Origin of the sequence: Blautia sp. 1001283B150304_161114_C9, from assembly GCF_015668165.1 — a bacterium.
Taxonomy (GTDB): domain Bacteria; phylum Bacillota; class Clostridia; order Lachnospirales; family Lachnospiraceae; genus Blautia_A; species Blautia_A wexlerae.
This window is the reverse complement of the sequence record NZ_JADPGO010000031.1, coordinates 1-24,090: the sequence shown is the minus strand read 5'-3', so window position 1 is coordinate 24,090 and position 24,090 is coordinate 1. Positions and strand designations below refer to the sequence as shown.

Sequence of the window (24,090 nt, the reverse complement as noted above, 5' to 3'; positions counted from 1 at the left end):
AATGGGAATGACAATTGCAGAAAAGATTATTGCTGCGGCAGCAGGCGTTGACAGCGTAAAACCGGGAGATATCCATACAGTTAAACTTGATCGTCTCATGAGTAACGATGGAACTACACATCTTACGGTTGATATGTATAACAATAAATTGAAAAATCCGCACATTGCAGATACAAGCAAGCTGGTGTTTATCGTGGATCATAATGTACCATCTGACAGCCCGAAAACAGCAGCATCCCAGAAGAAGATGCGGGATTTTGCAAAAGAACATAACATTGATTTCTGGGAAGGAAAAGGTGTCTGCCATCAGGTTATGATTGAGAATTATGTCCGTCCGGGTGAATTAATCTTTGGTGCAGACAGCCATACCTGTTCATACGGTGCGTTAGGTGCATTTGGAACAGGCGTAGGATGTACAGATTTCCTTTATGGTATGGTAACAGGTACTTCATGGGTACTGGTTCCTGAGAGTGTAAAATTTAATCTGACAGGTAAACTTCCGGAAGGAGTTTATGCAAGAGATCTGATTCTTACAATTATTGGGGAAATCGGTGCAAATGGATGTAACTATCAGGCGATGGAATTTACAGGCGAGGGTGCGAAAACACTCAGTATCAGCGATCGTATGGCGCTTTGCAACATGGCAGTAGAAGCCGGTGCAAAGACAGGTATCTTTGAAGCAGATGAAAAAGCTATTGAATATCTGAAAGAACATGGACGTGAGCCAAAGGCTGTATATCACAGTGATCCGGATGCAGTTTACGCGAGAGAATATACATTTGATTTATCAAAAGTCCGTCCTGTAGTTGCGAAACCTGATTTTGTAGACAATGTTGTGCCTGCAGAAGAAGCCTGCGGAATCGAAATCAATGAAGCATTTCTGGGCTCCTGTAACAACGGACGTATTGAAGACCTGCGTGTCGGTGCAGAAATTATCAAGGGCAAGAAGGTTGCTGAGGGCGTCAGATTCCTGGTTGTGCCTGCAAGCCAGACTATTTACCGTCAGGCATTAAAAGAAGGGCTTATTGACACGTTTATGGAGGCTGGAGCCATTGTTATGAATCCGAACTGCAGCGTATGCTGGGGAAGCTGTCAGGGTGTAATCGGTGAGAATGAAGTTCTGATCAGTACAGGAACACGTAATTTCAAAGGCCGTGCGGGACACCCAAGCTCCAAAGTATATCTGGGATCAGCGGCTACTGTTACAGCATCTGCCATTACAGGAAAGATTGCGCTGGCAAGTGAGGTGTGATGCTAATTATAAATGTTTCACGTGAAACATTTAACCGAATCAAGTAAATTTCCTGCGAAGGTTGCGAAAAGCAATAGACAGCAGGTGGAGATTTGTTTGTATCAGGAGGAGAGCAAGCTCATCCTGATAAACTGCGGAGTAGTTATTCGGTATGGTATAGAGTCGCGTAGCAAAGCGGATATTCACAATTCATTTGAATGAATTTTAACTTGTGACTGTGAAAGTACTGAACAGTTACAAGTGAAGATAGAAGATAAGAGGTAAGATTATGGAAAAATTCACAGGAAAAGTGTGGGTTCTGGATGATGACATTGATACAGATATTATTATTCCAACAGAATATCTCGCACTGAAAACAATCGACGATATGAAACAGTACGGATTCAGTCCTCTGCGTCCGGAACTGGCAGGACAGATTCAGAAAGGCGACATTATTGTTGCAGGAAAGAACTTTGGATGTGGTTCTTCCAGAGAACAGGCACCGGAAATTATCAAAGCACTGGGAATTCAGTGTGTAATTGCCAAATCTTTTGCGAGAATTTTCTTCAGAAATTCTATTAATAATGGTCTGTTACTGATCGAGCAGCCAGATCTTCATGATGATATCAAAGAAGGTGATGAAGTCACTGTGGTAATGAATGAACATGTAGATTACAATGGAAAACAGTACCCGATTGCTTCTCTTCCGGAAAATCTGATGAGCATTATTCAGGCTGGCGGACTTGTAAAAGCCATGCGCAAACTGAATGGGCTGGATTGATTTGGAAAGGAGAGGAAAATGGGCGAGACAGTTATTGAGAAAATTATAAGAAACAATGTTGGAAAAACAGTAAAGCCTGGAGACATTGTAACGGTCAATGTAGACAGGGTTATGATTCATGATATATTTATTCCATTTGTAGCAGAAAAGTTTGAAGAAATGGGCTTTACGAAGCTCTGGGATCCAGATAAAGCAGTACTCATATATGACCATCTGGTTCCTGCAAGTCAGTTAGATGATACCAGACATTTCCATGCGGGAGATGCTTTTGCCAGGAAATATGGCATGAAAAATGTTCACAGAAGTGATGGAATCTGCCACCAGTTAATGACAGAGGCAGGTTATGTAAAACCGGGAAATATTGTATTTGGTACAGACAGCCATACCACTACCTACGGATGTGTAGGCGCTTTCTCTTCCGGTATCGGATATACAGAGATGGCAAGTATTCTGGGAACAGGAACTATGTGGATCAAAGTTCCTGAGACAATTAAGGTTGTGATCGAGGGAGAACTTCCGGAAAATGTTATGTCCAAAGATATCATCCTGCGTCTGATCGGTGATCTGGGAGCTGATGGAGCAACATACAGAGCACTTGAATTTACCGGAAGTACAGTAAAGAATATGACAGTAGCAAGCCGTATGACTATGGCAAATATGGCGATTGAGGCAGGTGCAAAATGTGCACTGTTTACACCGGATGAAAAAACTGCAGAATATTGTGACATAGAGTTGAATGAGTTCCAGAAGAGCCTTACAGGAGATGAAGATGCAACCTATATGAAAACAATCACTTATCGCGCAGAGGATTTTGTACCGGTTATGGCATGTCCGTCTCAGGTAGATAAGATTAAAAATGTAAGTGAACTTGAAGGAACAGAAATAGATCAGGTATTTATCGGTTCTTGCACAAATGGCCGTCTGGAGGATCTCAGAGCTGCAGCGGAGGTGTTAAAGGGCAAAAAGGTAGCAGATTACGTTAAATTGATTGTAACTCCTGCAAGCCGTAAAATATACCGTCAGGCAATTGCAGAGGGAATTATGGATACTCTGGCAGAAGCAGGTGCAATGATCACACATCCCGGATGTGGATTGTGCTGTGGACGTGCAGGAGGTATCCTTACCGACGGTGAACGTGTAGTAGCTACAAATAACAGAAATTTCCTTGGTCGAATGGGAACATCTAAGGTAGAGATTTACCTTGCATCACCAAAAACAGCAGCAGCATGTGCAATTGCTGGTAAAATTGTAAATCCAGAGAAATAAAACGTACAATAAAACCAATGCGATATAAATTGTACAGATGAGCAACGAAACTACAGAATAACAAAAGAATAAAATTAACAGATAAGTCCACTGCATTATTTATAAAAGGAGTAAGCAGTGGACTTATTTTATGTTATAGGAGATTACTTTGTAATGTTCCTATAACATACATAAAGGTGCAGAGAAAGTAAAGCCTTCCAGGCAGGAGCGCACTGCGGTGTAAAGGAATTATATCGCTGAAGTTACCTGCCGCAGACGGAGAATCTTGCTTGCAGGATTTTTCTTGTGTCAGAGAATGACACTGTAATATGTTTCATATCACATAATAAATCATCTGACGGGATAATAAGGAAAGAAAAGGCGTGGAAAAGCCTGTAAATTTGATTGCATAGAAAAAGTTTCTCAGACAGATTGTCCAGTGTGAGTCTGATCTCCGACGAAAACATGTGTTTTTTGAACTTAAAATTGAACAAATAGAATCTGCGAAATGACGAGAAAGCCGCATAAATAAAAGGAATTTCAAAAACATCAAAACTTAAATTGAACATATATTGAACTAAAATAAGAAAAGTTAAATTCTGGTTCGATGTATAGTTCAAAATATAAATTAAACTAATTGAACCGATGTAACGAAAACAATTAACATGTTCAATATGGTTCAATTAATAATGAACTATAAAATAAACTAAAAGTTGAACTTTACTGATGAAATTGAAAATAATAAAATTTACCGTTGAATTATTAGTTCAATTATAGTATAATAGCAAAGAAAAAAACTTGAAAAAGCTGATAAAATGCGGGATTTAAAAATGAACAGAACATATATTCGTGTATGATGCTGAAAGAAATACATTTGAACTTAATTAATGTTTGTATGTCTGAATGTATTTTGATTCCCGTATAAACAAATATATCTGTTCTTTCTATAACATATATGCGAAAGAATTAAGAAATATAACAATAACCATTGATTATAACAGTGTAATTTGTTTTTTACAGAGAACGGAGATAGTATTTATGAATAATATATTTGCTGAACGATTAAAAAAAGCAATGGAACAGAAGAATATGAAGCAGATTGACCTTGTAAAAAAGGCGGCAGAGCAGGGCGTGAAACTTGGAAAGAGTCATGTGAGCCAGTATCTGAGTGGAAAAACAACTCCCAGATCAGAAATTCTTAATTTTCTGGCGACAACATTAGGAGTAGAAACTGAATGGCTGAAAGGAACCGATGTATCTGTAGACACTTTAAAGAAAGAGACAAATGAGGCAGGAATTCAAATGGAAAATATGAAATTTGATTACAATTATAATAATATGAAAGAAAATACCAGGGAGACAGTTGAGGAAGTACAGGTTCGTGAATTTAAAAAATCATCTAAATTAAATAACGTATTATATGATGTAAGAGGACCGGTTGTAGAAGAAGCTGCACGTATGGAAAACGCAGGAACTCAGGTTTTGAAACTGAATATCGGAAATCCGGCACCATTTGGATTCAGAACACCGGACGAAGTGATTTATGATATGAGACAGCAGCTGACAGAGTGTGAGGGATATTCTCCTGCAAAAGGTTTGTTTTCTGCCAGAAAAGCGATCATGCAGTATGCACAGTTGAAAAAACTCCCTAATGTATCAATTGAGGATATTTATACAGGAAACGGTGTCAGTGAACTGATTAATCTCTGTATGTCAGCTCTGTTGGATAATGGAGATGAGATTTTGATTCCATCTCCGGATTATCCGTTGTGGACTGCATGTGCAACTTTAGCTGGTGGAAAAGCAGTACATTATATTTGTGATGAGCAGGCAGAATGGTATCCAGATATGGATGATATCAGAAAGAAAATTACCAGCAGAACAAAAGCAATCGTTATTATAAATCCGAATAATCCGACTGGTGCGTTGTATCCGAGAGAGGTATTACAACAGATAGTAGATATTGCCAGAGAACATCATCTGATCATTTTCTCTGATGAAATCTATGACCGTCTTGTAATGGACGGAGCAGAACATATTTCCATTGCTTCAATGGCTCCGGATTTATTCTGTGTAACATTCAGCGGTTTATCCAAATCACATATGATTGCGGGCTTTAGAATCGGATGGATGATTCTTAGTGGCAATAAGGCAGTTGCAAAAGATTATATAGAAGGAATCAAGATGCTTTCTAATATGAGACTTTGTTCTAATGTACCGGCGCAGTCAATTGTTCAGACTGCATTGGGCGGACATCAGAGTGTGGAGAGTTATATTGTTCCTGGTGGACGTATTTATGAGCAGAGAGAATTTATTTATAATGCGCTGACAGATATTCCGGGAATTACTGCTGTGAAACCGAAAGCTGCATTTTATATGTTCCCTAAGATTGATACAAAGAAATTTAATATCGTAAATGATGAGAAATTTGCATTAGATTTATTAAAAGAGAAGAAGATTCTGCTTGTACATGGCGGTGGATTTAACTGGCATCAGCCGGATCACTTCAGAGTGGTTTATTTACCAAGAATAGAAGTATTAAAAGAAGCAGCCGGCAAAATCAGAGATTTTCTGGAATATTACCAGCAGGAAATATAATCTGTCAGTGAGAAATGGGTACTATGTTTCACGTGAAACATAGTACCCATTTCCTGATATTATAAAAACTTTTGGTCAAACGGATAAAATTATCCATTTTGCTACGCAGCTCTACATAGAATAATTGTGCTGCAGTAGATTTGTTTGACTCGGGTCAAGCTGATAAAATCATCCGCTTCGCTGCTTGTTCATAACCGAATAACTGTTTCGCAGTTTATCAGAAGGAGTTTACACTTCTCCTGATACAAGCAAGTCCTCACCCATTGCTTATTGCTTTTCGCAACCTCCGCAGGGGACTTAATTGATTCGGTTAAATTGTGGAATTACTACAGGAAGACAATATGTTTGTTTCACGTGAAACATAATGTGCCGACAAGATTGTCCAAGAATCGTTACTGTTCACTGGTAATATCCCGCGAGGTGTTTTTTGTGAGCGAAGGTCACAGAAAACCCAAGACATACCGCGCGAATTTATGCGATTAGCATAAATTAAGTTTGCGAAGCAAACGATACTCCTTGGGCATTGCACAAGGAGGTTCATATTTCCTGCATCGCGAAGCGTGTTGCTGAGAACGGAGTGAACAGTAACCAAGAATCAAATGGTGACAAAATTTTATAAAAAATTAAGTGGTGAATAACTATCAGATGTGATAAACTATGTTTAATGCGTTATTTGCGAAATAGTTATTATTCTGATAACAGTAAATGAGGTTAGGTTTAAAAGTATTTTGCCCCTGATATCATCAAATGATGCTGTGATATAAATTTCTGGAGGTATGACGAAAAATGGAAAATGAGGAAAAAAACCAGACAGAACAGTCAGACAAAAGCAGGTCTGTGTGGAGGGAGTTGTGGGACTATGCAAAGATTATCATTGCAGTCTTTGTTATAGCGTTTCTGTTGGGACACTTTGTATATATTAATGCACGAGTGCCGTCAGGTTCTATGGAAGAAACAATTATGACAGGTGACAGAGTATTTGGAAATCGTCTGGCATATATAAAAGATGATCCGGAGAGATTTGATATTGTAATATTTAAATATCCGGATGATCCATCTCAGCTTTTTGTAAAACGAGTAATTGGTCTTCCGGGAGAAACAGTAAACATTGTAGATGGAAAAGTGTATATCAATGATTCCGAAGAACCGCTGGATGACAGCTTTTGTCCGGAAACACCGGAAGGAAGCTTTGGACCGTATACAGTTCCGGAGGGATGTTATTTCATGTTAGGAGATAACAGAAACCACAGTATGGATTCCAGATACTGGCAAAATCCGTTTGTAGAGGAAGATGCAATAGAGGCAGAAGTAGCAGTTCGTTACTGGCCGTTAAATAAGATAGGAACTGTAAAATAATCGTGACGGTTCCATATTTTCAAAAGTCAAGCGGATAAAATCATCCGCTTCGCAGTTTATCAGAAGGAGCTTGCACTCCTCCTGATAAAAGCAAGTCCCACCCACTGCTTATTGCTTTTCGCAACCTCCGCAGGGGACTTACTTGATTCGGTTAAACTGCCGGGTAGTTACAGGCAGTTTGGAAATTTTATAAAAGACTGTTAAAATCAGGAAAATCACATATTAGTGTCCTGATTTTGACAGTCTTTTGTTGTCTGTGGATTTTTCAAATGTTATACTGTAAGACAGGAGGAAAATAAAGAAAATGGAATGCTGGATAGTTACAACAATTCCGTAAAATGTAAAAAGAGAAAGGAAGACGAATATGAAAAGATGGAAAAAGTTTATAGCAATGGGACTGGCGGTATCTATGACAGTTCCGTCCTGTATACCGCAGACATTGTGGGCTTCAGAGTTTTCGGCAGGAAGTGTTGAATCAGCAGCAGATGTTTTTGAAGATGGTGCCGGATATGAGACAGGAAATGAGTCAGGAAATAAAATATCTGATGAGAATAACAGTGGAGATGAGTTTGGAACAGGAGAGTTAAAAGATCAGGAACCGGAACAGTCGGAGACAGAAGATTCAGTAAATGCCGGACAGAGTGCGGAAGGTTATAACATTCTGCTTTACAGTGATGGTAAACTGGAAAAAACATATGTGATACCCTATGCAGATGCGGATACTGCTAAAGTACCGGAAGCACTGAGGGGAAAGACAGGGTACATTTTTAAAGAGTGGAATACGAAAGAAGATGGAACCGGTGAAACCTATAAACCGGGAGACTCTATTAAGAAACTTCTTGAAACAGCAGATATGGCAAAGCAGGCTCAGGAAACCAGTGAGAGGACAGAAGCCGGAGAAGAAATAAAACCAGAAAAAGATGTGATGCAGGAAGAAAATGATGTGGCACAGACGGACAGCGCATCATGGGAAGAAAAGACTGATAAGGCAGAAATGCAGATATCAGACACAGAAAATGATGGAACAAGTCCGGATATATCTACAGATAAGGCTATTGCAGCAGGAGATACAACAGCAATAACCCTGTATGCAATCTGGGAGAAAGCATCCGAATATAAAATCACATATAAACTTAATAAAGGAAAAAATAATACTGCTAATCCCAAAACTTATACTTCAGAAGATGAGATTAAATTTAAAAAGCCGACGCGTTCCGGATATCATTTTGTGGGATGGTATACAGACAGTAAGTATAAAAATCAGATAAGCGTGATTGAAAAGGGTTCAGAAGGTTCCCTTACTTTATATGCAAAATGGACAAAGGAAATCAGTCCTTCGGCGAAAGCTGCATCACTGGATTATTTAAAAGGAACAAAGGCGAATACCATCACTGTATCCGCAACTGTTTCAAATTATGTGAAAAGTTCGGATGGTTATTACTATCTGGTGTATGTAGATTCTAATTCCGGTAAAGTGAAAAAAACGGTGGGTAAAGTAAAGAAGCCGGAGAAGGCAAAAGGGAAGATCACATTTAAGCTGAACATTTCCGGACATCCGGAATATGCACAGGGAAAATTTGCCATAGGGATAAAAAAATCTAAATCTGCGTATAGTGTGATCAGTCCGAAAAGCTATGTCAGCAATCCGGAGAAACTCAGTACAAATACAGCAGCATATTTTGTTCCGGGGACCAAAAAAGGAATTCAGGCTACAGATATCAACGAGCTGACAGATACAAAATCCAAAACAGTATTTTTTAACTTATATATTTCAGACCTGATGCGAAAAGACAGTGGTGTGGAAACATATAAATATAATGGGAAAACATATCATTTTAATGGTCTGTACGGATATGTATATCTTGTTCAGCAATGTAATGCAAAGGGAATCCAGGTGACGGCACAGATCAGTATTGACAGGAATGCCAGTACGCAGAGCTTTATTACGGGAAACAGTCCTTATGCAGAAACAGCTTATTATGGATGGAACACAGATAACAGCACAACTAGACAGACTATGGAAGCAATGTTTGCATATCTGGGAGAGAAGTTTGGAAAAAATAACTGTTATATAAGTAACTGGATCCTGGGAAATGAAGTAAACAGTGCAAGCGGATATTATTATGTAGGGAATGTCAGTTTTTCAAAATTTATCTCCATGTACAGTGAAGCTTTTCGCTGCCTTTACAATGCAGTGAAAAGCAGCCGGGGAAGTTCCAAAGTATTTATCTGTCTGGATAATTGCTGGAATCAGAAAAATGCCTTTACTATCTGCTATAGTGCAAGATCAACTCTGGAAAGCTTTGCGGCGAAAATTTCTGATATGCAGAAAGATGTGAACTGGAATCTGGCATATCATGCATATAATCAGCCGCTTTCAGATTCACAGTTCTGGTCAGGTGCAAATGCATCCATGTTTACCAGTGATGCGAACACCACCACGTTTATCACTATGCGTAATATCCAGACACTTACAGATTATGTGAAAAATAGATTTGGTTCCAATACAAGGATCATTCTTTCGGAACAGGGATTTTCTTCCACTTATGGAGGACAGGCAAATCAGGCGGCAGCAATTGCACTGGCCTATTATAAGGCTGCCTGCAATCCAATGATTGATGCATTTATTATAAGAAGCTATAAAGATGAAGCCCATGAGGTGGCTCAGGGATTGGCAATGGGATTGAAGGATGCCAATGGGAAAAAGAAAACAGCGTATAATGTCTTTAAAAATATGGATAGTTCCAATTCCCTGAAATATACAGAAAAGGTACTAAAAAGTCAGGTTGGAAACTGGAAATCACTGGTTCCGGGATATAGTACCGGAAAAATTTCCTCCATGTATCGAAAGTGATGTAACTGACAGACAGGACTGTTTTTAAAAATTGCTGTCATATTGGAAATGTATAAAATTGTCACAAATTAAACACATTTTTCCCACACAAAGAACACAAATCATTCCTATACTTAGAAGCATAAAAAGGAAACAGAGATAAATAAATGACATAGATAAATGACATAGATTCATGGAGGGACTTTATTATGATGAACAAAGATAACAGAAATGATAAAATCAGAAAGATTGCAAAGAAAGGCCTTACATTCAGCTTATGTGCAGTACTTGCAGGAGGACTGGCAGCAGGAAGCTTTGAGGGAGTAAATAAACTTGCAGGATGGAGCGGAGCCACAACGGTAGAAGCTGCTTCAAATAAGGACGAGACAACCCTGACATATGCAAAATCCGAGAAGAAGGATGCAGATGCCAGTGATTCCAAATCAGATACCGGCAAAGATACAGGCAGCACAGCAAAAGGAAGCCTTGATGTGTCTGAAATCGTATCAGAAGCACTTCCATCTATTGTATCTATTACAACCAAGTCAGTTCAGGAGGTACAGAATTACTTCGGAATGTATGGAATGTATGGATATGCGCCACAGCAGCAGGAACAGGAAGTAGAGGGCAGTGGTTCCGGTATTATTGTTGGTAAGAATGATGATGAACTTCTGATTGCTACAAATTATCATGTAGTAGAAGGTGCGGATACATTGTCAGTTGCATTTACAGATGGAAATGCAGTGGAGGCATCCGTAAAGGGATTTGATGAAGAGAGAGATCTTGCAGTTGTATCTGTATCTCTGGATGATGTTGAAGATGATACAATGGACGCCATTTCAATTGCGAATATTGGCAGTTCTGATGATCTGAAAGTGGGCGAGCAGGTAGTTGCAATCGGTAATGCTCTTGGATATGGACAGTCTGTTACAACCGGTATTGTAAGTGCCAAGAACCGCAGAATGGATTCTGACAATAACACAGTAACAGATGGAAGTGATGACAGCAGTGACGGTGTAAACCTGATCCAGACAGATGCGGCTATCAACCCTGGTAACAGTGGCGGTGCTCTTCTGAATATGGAAGGCGAGGTTGTTGGTATCAACTCTGCAAAACTTGCTTCTACTGAAGTAGAAGGTATGGGTTATGCAATTGCAATCTCAGACGTGACTGACATTCTTCAGAATCTGATGAATGAGACATCAAGAGATAAACTGGATGATTCTGAACATGGTGTACTTGGAATCAAAGGTTCTTCTGTAAGTTCTGAGGCAGTTCAGATGTATGGCATTCCAGCAGGAGTTTTTGTAAAAGAAGTAACAGAAGGTGGAGCTGCTGATAAAGCAGGTCTGAAAGCAAACAGCGTTATTACTGAATTTAATGGAAAAACTGTTTCAAGTATTAATCAGCTGATCGAATATCTTTCCTATTATGAACCAGATGAAGAGGTAGAACTGACTGTGCAGGTTCCTCATGGAACAAGTTATAAAGAAGAGACTGTTAAAGTAACTCTGGATGAGAATACAGATGCTGATGACAGTGATGATAACGATAAAGACAGTAAGAAATCTAAAAAGGATTCTAAGAAATCCTCAAAAGATGCTGATGAAGATGTAGACGAAGATACAGACAGTGAGGATAGTATGGACTCCGATGATACAGAGGAAAGTGAGAATCCATTTATCCAGTACTTTGAGAATCAGGGATTTTTCAGATAATACCGGCAGAAAATAAAATTATATGATATCCGGATATAAAATCTGTGATAGTGTGTAGTGATGCGGATGATTTCATCTGCCTGATATCAGCACTTTCATATGTGAGAGAATTACATGTGAAAGTGCTTTATTATGTTATGGGAAACCATTCCATAATATTCTTATAGCATAATAAAGCCCTCCGGGCAGAATCACACTGCGGCGGGTTGATTATATTTTGGAAAAGATTCGTTACTGTTCACTCCGTTCACAGTAACGTAGCCAAAATTCATTCCAGATTGCCTGCGGCAATGGAATTTTGGCTTGTATGTCTCGGGATAGTGGTGTGTGAACAGTAACAAAGATTCTAAGGTGCTTTTGTGAAAGAGCACTTGAGAACAGCTATATGGCGTGATATAATAATATCATTGCGAAAACGCAGGTTTAACAGTGCAGATGGGGATAAAGAGGAGAAAAATATGACAGTAAAAGAATGTTATGAACAGATGGGTGCAGATTATGAAGGTGTACTTGGAAGACTGAGAAGTGAGGTTCTTATTAAGAAATTTGCAAAGAAATTTCTGGATGATGGAAGTTTCCGGAGTCTGAAGGATAATCTGGTACAGAAAAATGGGGAAGAAGCTTTTCGTGCAGCTCATACCTTAAAAGGTGTATGCCAGAACCTTGGATTTGATAATCTGTATAAGGCAAGCTTTGATATTACAGAGAAGCTCAGAGGAAGAGATACTGAAGGCTGTGAAGAACTTCTGGCAAAAGTGGAAGAGCAGTACAATAATACAGTAGATGCGATTCATATGATGGAAGACTGATGAAGGCAGCGATTTTTGATGTAGATGGAACGCTGCTGGATTCTATGTCTGTGTGGGAGGATATTGGAGAACGTTATCTTACGAGTCAGAATATCACAGCGGAGAAAAATCTCCGGGCTGCTCTGCACACCATGAGTCTGGAGCAGGGAGCCGCCTGGATGAAAGAAAAATATCAGTTGGATAAGTCCATTTCACAGATTATAGAAGAGGTTCTGAAAATTGTAAGTGATTTTTACCGGTTTGAAGCACCGTTGAAACCAGGAGTGAAGAAAACTCTGGAATGGTTTAAAGAGAGAAATATACAGATGACAGTTGCAACATCTGGAAACCGGGAACTGACAGAAGCAGCACTTGCGAGAAACGGGATTCTGGATTATTTTGAGCAGATTTACACCTGTACAGAAACAGGTGCAGGAAAAGATGAACCGTTGATCTACCTGAAGGCAGCAGAATCTATGCAGGCAGAACCGAATGAGACACTTGTATTTGAGGATGCGCTTCACGCAGCGGAAACTGCAAAAAAAGCAGGATTTGTGGTTATTGGTGTCTATGATGAAGAAAACAGGAAGAATATTTCCAAAATGAAAGAAGTCTGCGACTGTTACTGTGACAGGATGGATGCGGCGATTGAGAATATATGTTTGGCAATATAAAAAAGAGGTTTCGTTAAACTTTGTGGTAACGAAGCCTCTTTTTTTAGTAAGTTGTTAGTAAATTAGTATCAGCGTGTCATTGGCAGATTATTATTAATTCCTTTGATCATAAGAATCTGGTGAAGATCAACGATTCCGTTATGGAAAGTAGCTGCATATGCGGACAGGTAAAGATTCCACACAGGACTATGATATATCTTGAAAGGGAGTTAGCGCCAATGGAAGAATTGTACAAAGACAGAGAAAAAAGTGGTGGAATCTTGTGAAAGGTTGATTATAAAAAACTGGAAGTTTTTGTATAAAAAGTCGTCGTATTAATTGAAATGAACTCTTCAATATACTATAATTGTAATATAAAATTCAAATGTACTCTGAAGAGTATATTTCAAAAGGAAGGGAGGAAACTTCGAGCAAAATTTCTCAGGAGGAATAGAAAATGAAGAGGAAAAGATTTACAGCACTGAAGGTTACACTCACAGCGATGATGCTGACGGCAGCACTTACATCTGGAGCAGGAAGTGCTTATGCGGCTGACCTGTCACAGGAGGGTGGAAGTGAGCCGACAGTTACAATAACACCTTCACCGGAGGTAACACCGGAACTGCCATTACCGACATCAACACCGAAACCAACACCCGTGCCTAAAAATGGACTGTTGAAGGAAGGGAAAGTATATCGCTATTACGTAAATAATAAACCAGTCAGAAATAAATGGAAAAAGATTAATGGTAAATACTACTGGTTTAAATCCAATGGAGTTGCAGCTCATGATGGATATTATAAAGTAAAAGGTGTTTACTATGTGTTTGATAAATATGCCCGGAGAGTGGCCCCGGGGAAGAAGGCAGTTGTAAAGGTTAATGGCGTCAAATATTTCGTTGATGCAAAAGGAAGAGCTGTTGCCGGATGGAATGAACTAAATGGAAAAATGTACTATGTATATAAGAACGGTAAATGCGCAACAAATGAGACAGTAGGTGGAATTAAATTTAATAAGAACGGATATGCTTCAAATCTGACACAGGCGAGATGCAAGCTTGCAGCGAGGAACTTTATTGCACGTCACAGTAATGCCAATGCAAGTAATTATGAAAAATTCCGTTCCTGCTTTTATTATATTATGGCCTATACAAACTTTGTAGGATACATGGATCCTACACCTCAGGAGTTTAAGACAAAAGACTGGGTTTATAAATATTCCCTTCAGATGTTCCAGAACGGTCTTACAGGAAACTGTTATGGAATTGCCAGCAGTGTGGCTGCAATCGCGAAGGAACTGGGATACGAACCCTATGTTATTACAATTCCGGATGGACACAGTTTTGTTATGATTAACGGGCTCTATTATGATAATATGTACGGAACGTTGTTTGGCGCAGCTACACGTCCTGCATATACAATAGAACATAAAATTAAATTTTAAGAAAAGGAGTATGGAGAATGAAGAAAACAAAGAGATTCCTTGCAGTTGTGCTTTGTATGCTTCTTATGCTGACACCGTTGGCTGTTGTAGCAGAAACAGTGACAGTACAGGCGGCAGGACCGCAGACTGTTAAGGTAAAACTGGACAAAAAGACAGGAAAGAGATATGGATATGATGAGAATAACCAAAAGGTTACTCAGCAGTGGGGAGTAACAGCAAAGGGTTTCCGTTATTATTTCGGAAAAAACGGAGCTGCTTATCAGGCTGATCAGGATATGGTTGGTAAGTATGGTATTCTGCTGAAGAAGATTGATGGTAAGTACTATGGGTTTGATGTAAGTGGTCATACAGTAAAGGGAATACGTGTAGGAAGTGTCAGCATGTATGAGATTCCGAAGCTGTATTACTTTAATCCAAAAACAGGAGCCGTAGATAAAAAGAAGACGTCTTTATACAGAAAATATGCGGCAACATCTACTCTGGCAAAACAGAACAATGCGTCAAAGATTAAGAAGGTTCTGGGAAAATATAAAAAATGTACAATAAGTAAGGGCAATACCTGTATGCTTGATGGAAACGGCAAGGATGTCACCTACACATACGATTATGTACAGTTAAATGTTGTGCGTCCTACAGGAAAAGGAAGCAGCGCAGAAGTTGTTGCGAGTATCACGGTAAGACGATAATTATCCAGGTTAATCGGTTGCTTCGGCTGTGAAAAATTATAAAGCAGCTGAAGCAATTTGTAGATAGTAAGTTAACAAAAAAGAAAGGAACAGAGTGATGAACAAGAAAAAAATTACAGCATTATTACTTAGCTCAGTAATGGCACTTACACCTGCCATGCCGGCTATGGCAGAACAGTCAACGATCGTTAATTATGTGGATGGAACAACTGATAGTACAGTTGAGACACCAGATGTAACTCCGACACCACTTCCGGAGAAGAAGGAAGGATGGGAAACTGTTGATGGAGTTAAATATTACTATGTAAATGGTGAGAAGATTACAAATAAGGTAAAGAAGATTGGTAAATACACTTATTGTTTTGATAAAACCGGAAAGCTTGTAACTAATAAACCGTATTATAAGGTCAATTCAAAAACATATTATAAGATCAAAAAGAATGGACAGGCAACAAAGCTGTCAACAGTTGAAACAATGGCCGCAGTCCGACTTCAGAAGTGTAAAGGAAATCTGAAGAAGGCATTCAACTGGTCTGTTTCTCTGCAGTATGCAGGCAATGTAAAGGTTTCTAAAAAAACACCTACAGAATATGGTTTATATGGATTTAAAACAGGCAGTGGCGATTGTTATGTAATGGCAGCTACTTTCTACTGGATGGCTAAAGTCGCAGGATATGATGCTCATTATGTAAAAGGATATTTCCAGAAATCCGGTGGTAAGAAGGGAGCACATGCGTGGGTTGAAATAGATCAGAAGGTGAATGGTAAAAAGAAAACTTATGTGTATGATCCGAATTTCCAGAAGGAATACAAACTGAATGGTTATAAACTTACATATGGTGCGAAACGTACTCTGAAATATGTAAATTATAAGAGAGTTAACTAAGCATTGAAATGTTTTTGACTTTGGTTACGAGCAAGTAACGAAGTGAATGATTTTATCTGTTTAACAGTAAGGCAAACAAGAACTATAAAGAATGACCAGAAAGGATTTAAAGACAATGAAGAAAAAAGTTGTAACAGCATTTATGATGGCAGCACTTGGAAGCAGCCTTGTATTCAGCCAGGCAGCTATGGCAGCAGATACTACAGCAAAAACAGAAACTTCAGAAGATGCGGATAAGGATGCCACAGAATCTGAAGATAAAGATGTAGCAGAAGATGCAGATAAAGCTGATGAAGAGAAAGAAGATTTAAAGACAATTGGTGAGAAACCGGAAGAGGACACAGAAGGTGTTTTTTCTGTAAAGCTGAAAAATCTTACAGGTAAAGTTATCACAGGTGTTACTGTTAAGAATGAAAAAGACGAAGAATATCCGGATAATTTCCTGAAAGAAGAAGATAAGTTCGAAGCAGATGAGGAAAGAGTTCTCTGGTTTGATCCGAGTGCTAAAGATAAAGCAGATGAGGAAAACAAGGATTCTTCAAATGATACAAAAGAGACCACAGATACTGAAGAAACAAAAACAGAAGATGCCAAAACAGATGAAAAAGCAGAAGACGAAGATAAGGATGATGCTGAGAAGGAAATCCCGAAATATAACATTCAGTTAACTTTCGAGGATGGAACAACCGCTGAGATCCATACTTTCCCATTTGGCGATACAGAGGAAGCAGAACTTAAGTTGGAAGGTGAAGTAGCATATCTGGTATTTGACAGTATCAGCCAGAAGAAAGAATACAATACTCTGGAAACAGAGAAAGCATTAGCTCCGAAGCCAACTGAGGCAGCTACACAGGCAGCTTCTGAAACAACTCAGAGTTATGATAACAGTAGTGATTACAGCAATGACTATGATTACAGCAATGATTATGATTACAATAATGACTATGATTACAGTAATGATTATGATTATGGTAATGATGATTCCGGTGATTATGATGGTTCTGATGATAGTGGTTCCGATGACGGTGGAGACGGATGTCTGGATGATGGGTTATTAAATTAATCAGATTCAGCAGTTGTAAAGGGAAAATGCATTAAAAAGTATAATAAAACAGGGCACTGCATTATCTGAGGAAATAACATAGTGCAGTGCCCTTATTATAAGTACAACTGAAGAATTGTACATATTTAGGGAGAAAGATCATGTCATTAGTTTCAAACTTGTTTTTACTGTTTGTGGCGGTGAGTGTGCTTGTTTATTATATTGTGCCGCACAAATTTCAGTGGCTGGTTTTGTTATGTTTCAGCTATATATATTATCTGGCAGGTGGCGTCCGTTACGTGGGCTTTATCCTGTTTTCCACATTGGTTACCTGGGGGATTGCACTTGCAGTTGAAAAGGCAGAGGCAGGTGGAAGCCACAAAAGTGCAAGAAATTTTCTGGTGCTTGGATTAATATTGAATTTTGGTATGCTTGGAGTGATAAAGTATACAAATTTTATGATTGAGAACCTCAATGCTTTGTTTCATATGAATTTAAGAGGAATGGAAATCCTGCTTCCATTGGGAATATCGTTTTACACTTTCCAATCCTCCGGATATCTTCTGGATGTGTACTGGAAGAGATGTGATGCGGAGAGGAATCCTGTAAAATATGCATTGTTTGTTTCTTTCTTTCCACAGATTCTGCAGGGACCAATCGGAAGATACAGTCGTTTGGCACATCAGCTTTATGAACCTCATAAATTCGAAGGTAAGAATATTACCAGAGGCTTTGAGCGCATTCTCTGGGGATTTTTTAAGAAGATGATCCTGGCGGACTGGGCAGCAGTGTTTGTAGATGCGATTTTCGACAATCCGGATCAGTACAGCGGACTGGCAATCTTTGGTGTATTATTTTACACAGTTCAGCTATATGCAGATTTTTCCGGTGGTATGGATGTGGTAATTGGTATTGCGTCTATGTTTGGAATTGAGCTGGATGAGAACTTCAAGCGTCCGTTCTTCTCCATTTCCATTACAGATTTCTGGCACCGCTGGCACATTACTCTTGGTACCTGGATGAAGGATTATGTGTTCTATCCTGTGACATTATCCAAGTGGATGGGAAAATTTGGCAAATGGGGCAAGAAGGTATTTGGCAAAAAGACCGGACGTACATTACCAATCTGTCTGGCGAATCTGATCGTATTCTTCGTTGTTGGTGTATGGCATGGTGCTGCCTGGAAGTACATTGTATACGGTATGTACAATGGTATTATCATTGCTTTCAGCGGACTTATGGCAGAGCATTACAGAAACTGGAAAAAGAAATTCAACATCACTGGAAAAGAGAACTGGTATCATGTATTTATGATCATCCGTACTTTTATCCTTGTAAATATCAGTTGGTTTTTTGACAGAGCGGACACAGTAGGACAGGCTTTTCATATGATGAAGCTTTCTGTCACAAAGTTTGCACCGTCACAGTTACTGCTGATCCCGGCCGGTAAAGAAGGAACTGCTTTTACCCCTTATGCGCTGGCAATCCTGGTAGCAGGCTGCATCATTCTGTTTATTGTAAGTGTCCTTCAGGAACGTGGCATGAAGATAAGAGAATCACTTGCAGGACTGAGTCTGCCAATTACTGTAGCAATTTATTTTTGTCTGCTGGCATCCATCGGATTCTTTGGATCAACAGCAGTAGCGAGAGGATTTATTTATGCACAATTTTAAGAAAGTTTTAAAAACGTTCCTGGTATTGGTCGTGTGTGTGGCTCTTCTGGTAGCACTTGACCTGGCACTTTATCCATGTACATTTATGAGAAATGATGTGCATGCAGTTGTGACACAGCAGTTTGATGACATTATCGTGGGAACTTCCCATGGAAAGATGGATATTGATCCGGAGGTGATGCAGGAAGTTACCGGACGCAGTGGACATAATCTTTGCGTTGGCGGCGAGTATGGAATCGATGCGTATTATCTGACTAAACTGATCAAAGAGAAACAGAATCCGAAGAGAATTATCTATGAGGTTGACCCGGGATATTTTGTATCTGAAAAGGAAGAAGGAAATAACTACCTGCTTTTTTATCATGAGTTTCCATTTTCAAAAGCAAAGGTGGAATATTTCTGGAATTCTATTGCGAAATGTAATTTCCGTACTGTGCTTTTCCCATGGTATGAATATTCTCTCAGCTATGAATTGCCGAAAGTCAAAGATACATTTACGCAGAAAGTAACGGGTGATTATGACGTATCTCATCTGAAGAGTGATTCTCAGGAATATCATGAAAGTGGATTTATTGAGAGATATCCGGTGGATGTGACAAAGCTTAAGAAATCAGAACCTAAGCTCTATGAAGAGGGTAAGGTAAACGAAGAGAACATGGAATATCTGAAGAAGCTGATCACATTCTGCAAGGAAAATGATATAGAGTTTGTTGCAGTAACTACGCCAATTCCAATAAATACTCTGAAGGATTACAGTGACAGTTATAATGCAGCATGGAAATATTTCGGGCAGTTCTTTGAAGAACAGGGCGTAGAGTATCTTAACTTTAATACGCAGTATTTTAAGGCATTTACACATGACCTGAAAGCATATACAGATTATGACGGACATATGAATGGGGATGCTGCAAAAGAATACTCTGAAGTGCTGGCACAAGTTTTAGAGAGCACTGGACAGAAAAATTGATCAGTTAATAGTAACTACTGATTATCGTTACTGGTAATTGAAGCAGGAACTTACCAGATTTAGTTTGAATCGAATAAGTATCCTGCTTTAATTGTAAATATTTACTTGTTGATATTGTGAAAATAGGACAGACAGTAGTAAAATGAATAAAAAACCTTGTGAAGTACAGAGGGGAGGAATTACATATGAAGACAAGTATTCTGGAATATCTTGAAGAATCCGCACGGAAATATCCGGATAAGACAGCTTTTGCAGATGAACATACATCCTGCACATTTAAGGAACTGGAGCAGACTGCACGCAGAACAGGAACTGCACTTGCGAAACATTTCACACCGAGAAATCCGGTGCCTGTATTTATGGAGAAGAGCGTAGAAACCATCGGGGTTTTCATGGGCGCTGTTTATGCAGGATGCTTTTATGTACTGATGGATACAAAACAGCCGGCGAGCAGACTTCAGCAGATCCTTGGAATTCTGGACAGTGATGTGATCGTTACATCTGAGAAATATCTGAAGGATTTGGAGAAGCTGGAGTTCAAAGGAAAGGTTCTGATGGCTCCGGATCTTGCAGCTGAGCAGGAGAATGAAGCTGTGCTGAATGAGATCAGAGAACAGGCATTGGATGTGGACCCGCTGTATGGAATTTTTACTTCCGGGTCAACAGGCGTTCCCAAGGGAGTAGTGGTAGGTCATCGTTCGGTGCTTGATTTTATCGATTGTTTTACAGAGCTTTTTGATATTACAGATAAAGATGTGATGGGAAATCAGGCACCCTGGGATTTTGATGTATCTGTTAAAGATATTTATTCCGGACTGAAGACAGGAGCAACTGTCCAGATTATTCCGAAGCAGCTATTCTCTTTCCCGATGAAGTTGATTGACTATCTGATCGAGAGGGAAGTGACCACGCTGGTGTGGGCGGTATCTGCGCTGTGTATTATCTCAACTTTGAACGGATTTGAATATAAAGTTCCGGATAAGATTAAGAAGATTCTTTTCTCAGGAGAGGCTATGCCTGTGAAACATCTGAATATCTGGAGAAAATATCTGCCGGATGTTATGTATGTAAATATTTATGGACCAACTGAGATCACATGTAATTGTACGTATTATATTGTAGACAGGGAGTTCCAGCCTGGAGATGTACTTCCTATGGGCAAGGCATTTCCAAATGAAAAAGTATTCCTTCTGGATGAAGAAGACAAGCTGATCACAGAGAAAAATAAAAATGGTGAACTCTGTGTAACAGGAAGTGCACTTGCACTGGGATATTACAAAAACAGAGAACAGACTGCGAAGGTCTTTGTTCAGAATCCACTGAATGACAGATATCTGGAGCCAATGTACAGAACCGGTGATCTTGCTTATTATAATGAACGTGGTGAGTTGTGCTTTGCAACACGTAAGGATTTCCAGATTAAGCATATGGGACATCGTATTGAGCTTGGAGAAATCGAAGCTGCTATGGATAAGGTTCCGGAGATTGTGAGAAGCTGCTGTATTTTTGATACAGTTAAGAGCAAGATCGTAGCTTTTTATGAAGGAGATATTGAGAGAAGACCGCTGGCAAAAGCGTTGGGGCAGTATGTACCTGCTTTTATGGTTCCGAATGTATTCCGCCAGGTGGAGAGCATGCCTCTTACAAAGAATGGAAAGATTGACAGAAAAGCTCTTACAGCTATGTATCAGGAGGAAAAGAAATGAGTTCCTATGGATTTATAAAAGAACTGATTAAGAAAGAACATACTCCAACTCCAGCTTATGTTTTTGACCTGGATAAGATGAAGGAATTTGTAAAAAAAGTGCAGAGCTGTCTTGGAGAGAGCGCACAGTTATGTTATGCTATGAAAGCAAACCCTTTTCTTACAGGACCCATGATGGATGTGGTTCCTACATTTGAAGTGTGCTCACCGGGTGAATTTCGAATTTGTGAGCGTGTTGGTGTGCCGATGGAGAGAATTGTTCTTTCGGGTGTGTATAAGAACCCTGAAGATATGGAATATGTACTTTCTACATATGGAGGAAAGGGAGTGTATACTGTAGAGTCTTTGCAGCATTTACAGATTCTGAATGATACTGCAGTGAGACTTGGCATGAAGATTACGGTGTTGATCCGCGTGACAAGCGGAAATCAGTTTGGCGTAGATGAAGCAGATATCAGGAAAATCATTTCTGACAGAACAGATTATCCGGGGGTTGAGATAGAGGGACTTCAGTTTTATTCCGGAACTCAGAAGAAAGATCTCAGTCAGATGAAAACAGAGCTGGAGCATCTGGATGAATTTATCGGGGAGCTGAAATCTGAGAGTGGATTTGAAGCACAGGTGCTTGAGTATGGTCCGGGATTTTTTGTCCCATATTTTAAGAAGGATAAGAGCGAGGACGTGGAGAATATTCTGAGTGAGTTCAGAGCACTTCTGGAAAGTCTTAATTTCAAGGGTAAGGTTGTTCTTGAGATGGGAAGATTTCTGGCAGCAGCCTGTGGATATTATGTGACATCAATCGTGGATATGAAGGTGAATAAAGAGCAGCCATATGTGATCATGGACGGTGGGATCAATCACCTGAATTATTATGGTCAGGCAATGGCTATGAAGCAGCCATACTGTACACAGCTTGATACAGATGGTAATGAGAAGACCGGGGGAGAAGAAGAATCCTGGAATCTTTGCGGTGCACTCTGTACGGTCAGCGATGTGGTCGTAAAGCGATTTCCACTTCACAAACCGCAGCTTCATGATATACTGGTATTTGAACGGGTAGGTGCTTATTCCGTTACAGAAGGAATCTATTTATTCCTGAGCCGTCCTCTTCCGAGAATCTATTTCTGGACAGAGGGAGAGGGACTGCGCATGGTGCGGGATGGTGTACATACAGATCTTTTAAATTCAGAGAAATAAAAGACCATGGCAATACCGAAAAATAATGGAATTGCTGAAAAAACAAAAAATAAGGAGATATGAAAAAATGGAAGAATTAATTGAATTACTGGAAGAGATCCAGCCGGATGCAGACTTTGAAAACTGTGATACTTTGATTGACGATGGAATCCTTGATTCCTTTGCAATCCTGTCTATTGTGAGTGAATTGCAGGATACTTATGACATTACTATCACTCCTGCAGATATTATCCCGGAGAATTTTAACTCTGCAAAAGCACTGTGGGATATGGTGTGCAGACTGAAAGGTTGATTTATTTATACAAAGCAGACAGGGATTATAGTAGTTCTCATAAAATCAGTTAAAAGGGGGACGCAAAGCCCAATAATTCCTATCGGCTCGGTTTCGGACCTTAAGAAAAGCTAAGCCCCGCAAGATCAGCTAAAAGCATTCGCAGATAACTCAAACTCGCTGCGCTCAGACAGTGAGTGATCTGCGAATAACGCTGATCTTGCGGGGCTAAGATTTTCTAAAGATCCTGCAAATGTCGCTCGATAGGAATTATTGGGCTTTGCTGGCAGTTGGCTGTGACTGGGCGGCTGAGGGAGAAGAGGAATGGTGATCTGTTAGTTTTGTGGAATAGAAAAGTTTCTTATATAGTATGAAGGGGACGGAAAAGCTGGGGCGTTGTGTATATATGGTATGTGAGTGCTGTGTGCAGGGCGGGGGAGGATGAAGGTGGATGGATAGAATCCAGGTGTCGGATGGGATGAATGTTTGATGTGGACTGGATGAATCCAGGAGTGTGTTTAAAAAATCATTTCCACAATGTGTACGCCCCACTTTGCGGTATATTTTGCCCGAATTCGGTTGCCGTAGTAAGGCAGAAATAAAAAAGTTTGTCAAATTATGAAATTAACTGTTGACATTGTGGCTTTTCGGTGTTATATTAGATGAGTTGTCGGAAATAATTGTTTATTAGATAAAAACAATTCAGATAGATTTCTGAAAGAAAAAAGAAATTTAAAAAAGTGCTTGACAACTTGAAACAAACGTGTTAAAGTAATCAAGTCGCTTGAACAGAGCCGACAATCACAGATCAGAAGAACAGTTCGGAAATTCGGAAGAGTTCGAAAAACTTTGAAAAAACTTGAAAAAAGTTCTTGACAAAGAAAAAGAGATGTGATAAAGTAAACAAGCTGTCGCAAGACAGACAACCTTGATAACTAAACAGTGAAACACATACGATTCTCGAAAATTCTTTACATTTTTAAGAACGGTTGAATAAACCAAAAAACAGTAAAACG

General features: G+C 39.4%; 19 protein-coding genes. All 19 read left to right on the top strand.

The genetic code is table 11. The features are described from left to right. Position 1 precedes the first annotated feature (1 nt). The 19 genes from I4V44_RS13960 to I4V44_RS18595 all read left to right on the top strand — a co-directional run bounded on the left by I4V44_RS13960 (position 2) and on the right by I4V44_RS18595 (position 23,676). A complete protein-coding gene (locus I4V44_RS13960; RefSeq protein ID WP_008708262.1) occupies positions 2-1,252 on the top strand; it encodes a 3-isopropylmalate dehydratase large subunit in 1,251 nt (416 codons plus the stop codon). A gap of 268 nt (positions 1,253-1,520) precedes the next feature. Beyond that, positions 1,521-2,012, top strand: a complete 492-nt coding sequence (locus tag I4V44_RS13955) for a LeuD/DmdB family oxidoreductase small subunit (RefSeq protein ID WP_022380260.1) — start codon at positions 1,521-1,523, stop codon at positions 2,010-2,012. Between the two features lie 18 nt (positions 2,013-2,030). Continuing rightward, the gene (locus tag I4V44_RS13950) at positions 2,031-3,278 is read left to right on the top strand and encodes a 3-isopropylmalate dehydratase large subunit (protein ID WP_026650143.1); all 1,248 of its coding nucleotides are present in this window, start codon (positions 2,031-2,033) and stop codon (positions 3,276-3,278) included. Positions 3,279-4,295: 1,017 nt separating this feature from the next. Continuing rightward, complete coding sequence (locus tag I4V44_RS13945; RefSeq protein WP_025581324.1) at positions 4,296-5,855, top strand: aminotransferase class I/II-fold pyridoxal phosphate-dependent enzyme; 1,560 nt, start codon at positions 4,296-4,298, stop codon at positions 5,853-5,855. Positions 5,856-6,641: 786 nt separating this feature from the next. After that, a complete protein-coding gene (gene lepB / locus I4V44_RS13940; protein WP_008708256.1) occupies positions 6,642-7,211 on the top strand; it encodes a signal peptidase I in 570 nt (189 codons plus the stop codon). Positions 7,212-7,575: 364 nt separating this feature from the next. Next, positions 7,576-10,065, top strand: coding sequence for a DUF5722 domain-containing protein (locus tag I4V44_RS13935; protein WP_118569884.1), 2,490 nt, complete (start codon positions 7,576-7,578; stop codon positions 10,063-10,065). Between the two features lie 188 nt (positions 10,066-10,253). Next, positions 10,254-11,762 (top strand): S1C family serine protease, encoded by a 1,509-nt coding sequence (locus I4V44_RS13930; RefSeq protein WP_062807465.1) that lies wholly within the window; start codon positions 10,254-10,256, stop codon positions 11,760-11,762. A 458-nt stretch (positions 11,763-12,220) separates the two neighbouring features. Then, the gene (locus I4V44_RS13925) at positions 12,221-12,571 is read left to right on the top strand and encodes an Hpt domain-containing protein (protein ID WP_025580620.1); all 351 of its coding nucleotides are present in this window, start codon (positions 12,221-12,223) and stop codon (positions 12,569-12,571) included. After that, positions 12,571-13,224, top strand: a complete 654-nt coding sequence (locus I4V44_RS13920) for an HAD family hydrolase (protein ID WP_243097797.1) — start codon at positions 12,571-12,573, stop codon at positions 13,222-13,224. Before I4V44_RS13925 ends, I4V44_RS13920 begins: the two co-directional genes overlap by 1 nt. Positions 13,225-13,660: 436 nt before the next feature. After that, entirely contained in the window at positions 13,661-14,647 is a 987-nt protein-coding gene (locus I4V44_RS13915; protein ID WP_243097798.1) for a hypothetical protein, read from the top strand. A 17-nt stretch (positions 14,648-14,664) separates the two neighbouring features. After that, positions 14,665-15,333, top strand: a complete 669-nt coding sequence (locus I4V44_RS13910) for a hypothetical protein (RefSeq protein ID WP_118587985.1) — start codon at positions 14,665-14,667, stop codon at positions 15,331-15,333. A gap of 97 nt (positions 15,334-15,430) precedes the next feature. After that, positions 15,431-16,219 (top strand): transglutaminase domain-containing protein, encoded by a 789-nt coding sequence (locus I4V44_RS13905; protein ID WP_118587983.1) that lies wholly within the window; start codon positions 15,431-15,433, stop codon positions 16,217-16,219. A 115-nt stretch (positions 16,220-16,334) separates the two neighbouring features. Next, the gene (locus I4V44_RS13900) at positions 16,335-17,282 is read left to right on the top strand and encodes a hypothetical protein (RefSeq protein WP_243097799.1); all 948 of its coding nucleotides are present in this window, start codon (positions 16,335-16,337) and stop codon (positions 17,280-17,282) included. A 140-nt stretch (positions 17,283-17,422) separates the two neighbouring features. Next, positions 17,423-18,934 (top strand): MBOAT family O-acyltransferase, encoded by a 1,512-nt coding sequence (locus tag I4V44_RS13895; RefSeq protein ID WP_118587979.1) that lies wholly within the window; start codon positions 17,423-17,425, stop codon positions 18,932-18,934. Beyond that, complete coding sequence (locus tag I4V44_RS13890; RefSeq protein ID WP_120062272.1) at positions 18,921-19,901, top strand: hypothetical protein; 981 nt, start codon at positions 18,921-18,923, stop codon at positions 19,899-19,901. The genes I4V44_RS13895 and I4V44_RS13890 overlap by 14 nt, the downstream gene beginning before the upstream one ends. A 185-nt stretch (positions 19,902-20,086) precedes the next feature. After that, a complete protein-coding gene (locus I4V44_RS13885) occupies positions 20,087-21,607 on the top strand; it encodes an amino acid adenylation domain-containing protein (RefSeq protein WP_025580631.1) in 1,521 nt (506 codons plus the stop codon). Continuing rightward, on the top strand, positions 21,604-22,803 hold the full coding sequence (locus I4V44_RS13880; protein WP_196002861.1) for a diaminopimelate decarboxylase family protein: 1,200 nt from the start codon (positions 21,604-21,606) through the stop codon (positions 22,801-22,803). The genes I4V44_RS13885 and I4V44_RS13880 overlap by 4 nt, the downstream gene beginning before the upstream one ends. Before the next feature lie 67 nt (positions 22,804-22,870). Next, the gene (locus I4V44_RS13875; protein WP_008708237.1) at positions 22,871-23,095 is read left to right on the top strand and encodes an acyl carrier protein; all 225 of its coding nucleotides are present in this window, start codon (positions 22,871-22,873) and stop codon (positions 23,093-23,095) included. Positions 23,096-23,556: 461 nt separating this feature from the next. Further along, a complete protein-coding gene (locus tag I4V44_RS18595; protein ID WP_420314762.1) occupies positions 23,557-23,676 on the top strand; it encodes a DUF6783 domain-containing protein in 120 nt (39 codons plus the stop codon). Positions 23,677-24,090 lie beyond the last annotated feature (414 nt).

Excerpts from the sequence above, each read along its gene's own strand:
- I4V44_RS13960 (WP_008708262.1), top strand. The coding sequence starts at position 2 with ATGGGAATGACAATTGCAGAAAAGATTATTGCTGCGGCAGCAGGCGTT.
- I4V44_RS13955 (WP_022380260.1), top strand. The coding sequence starts at position 1,521 with ATGGAAAAATTCACAGGAAAAGTGTGGGTTCTGGATGATGACATTGAT.
- I4V44_RS13950 (WP_026650143.1), top strand. The coding sequence starts at position 2,031 with ATGGGCGAGACAGTTATTGAGAAAATTATAAGAAACAATGTTGGAAAA.
- I4V44_RS13945 (WP_025581324.1), top strand. The coding sequence starts at position 4,296 with ATGAATAATATATTTGCTGAACGATTAAAAAAAGCAATGGAACAGAAG.
- lepB (WP_008708256.1), top strand. The coding sequence starts at position 6,642 with ATGGAAAATGAGGAAAAAAACCAGACAGAACAGTCAGACAAAAGCAGG.
- I4V44_RS13935 (WP_118569884.1), top strand. The coding sequence starts at position 7,576 with ATGAAAAGATGGAAAAAGTTTATAGCAATGGGACTGGCGGTATCTATG.
- I4V44_RS13930 (WP_062807465.1), top strand. The coding sequence starts at position 10,254 with ATGATGAACAAAGATAACAGAAATGATAAAATCAGAAAGATTGCAAAG.
- I4V44_RS13925 (WP_025580620.1), top strand. The coding sequence starts at position 12,221 with ATGACAGTAAAAGAATGTTATGAACAGATGGGTGCAGATTATGAAGGT.
- I4V44_RS13920 (WP_243097797.1), top strand. The coding sequence starts at position 12,571 with ATGAAGGCAGCGATTTTTGATGTAGATGGAACGCTGCTGGATTCTATG.
- I4V44_RS13915 (WP_243097798.1), top strand. The coding sequence starts at position 13,661 with ATGAAGAGGAAAAGATTTACAGCACTGAAGGTTACACTCACAGCGATG.
- I4V44_RS13910 (WP_118587985.1), top strand. The coding sequence starts at position 14,665 with ATGAAGAAAACAAAGAGATTCCTTGCAGTTGTGCTTTGTATGCTTCTT.
- I4V44_RS13905 (WP_118587983.1), top strand. The coding sequence starts at position 15,431 with ATGAACAAGAAAAAAATTACAGCATTATTACTTAGCTCAGTAATGGCA.
- I4V44_RS13900 (WP_243097799.1), top strand. The coding sequence starts at position 16,335 with ATGAAGAAAAAAGTTGTAACAGCATTTATGATGGCAGCACTTGGAAGC.
- I4V44_RS13895 (WP_118587979.1), top strand. The coding sequence starts at position 17,423 with ATGTCATTAGTTTCAAACTTGTTTTTACTGTTTGTGGCGGTGAGTGTG.
- I4V44_RS13890 (WP_120062272.1), top strand. The coding sequence starts at position 18,921 with ATGCACAATTTTAAGAAAGTTTTAAAAACGTTCCTGGTATTGGTCGTG.
- I4V44_RS13885 (WP_025580631.1), top strand. The coding sequence starts at position 20,087 with ATGAAGACAAGTATTCTGGAATATCTTGAAGAATCCGCACGGAAATAT.
- I4V44_RS13880 (WP_196002861.1), top strand. The coding sequence starts at position 21,604 with ATGAGTTCCTATGGATTTATAAAAGAACTGATTAAGAAAGAACATACT.
- I4V44_RS13875 (WP_008708237.1), top strand. The coding sequence starts at position 22,871 with ATGGAAGAATTAATTGAATTACTGGAAGAGATCCAGCCGGATGCAGAC.
- I4V44_RS18595 (WP_420314762.1), top strand. The coding sequence starts at position 23,557 with ATGTTTGATGTGGACTGGATGAATCCAGGAGTGTGTTTAAAAAATCAT.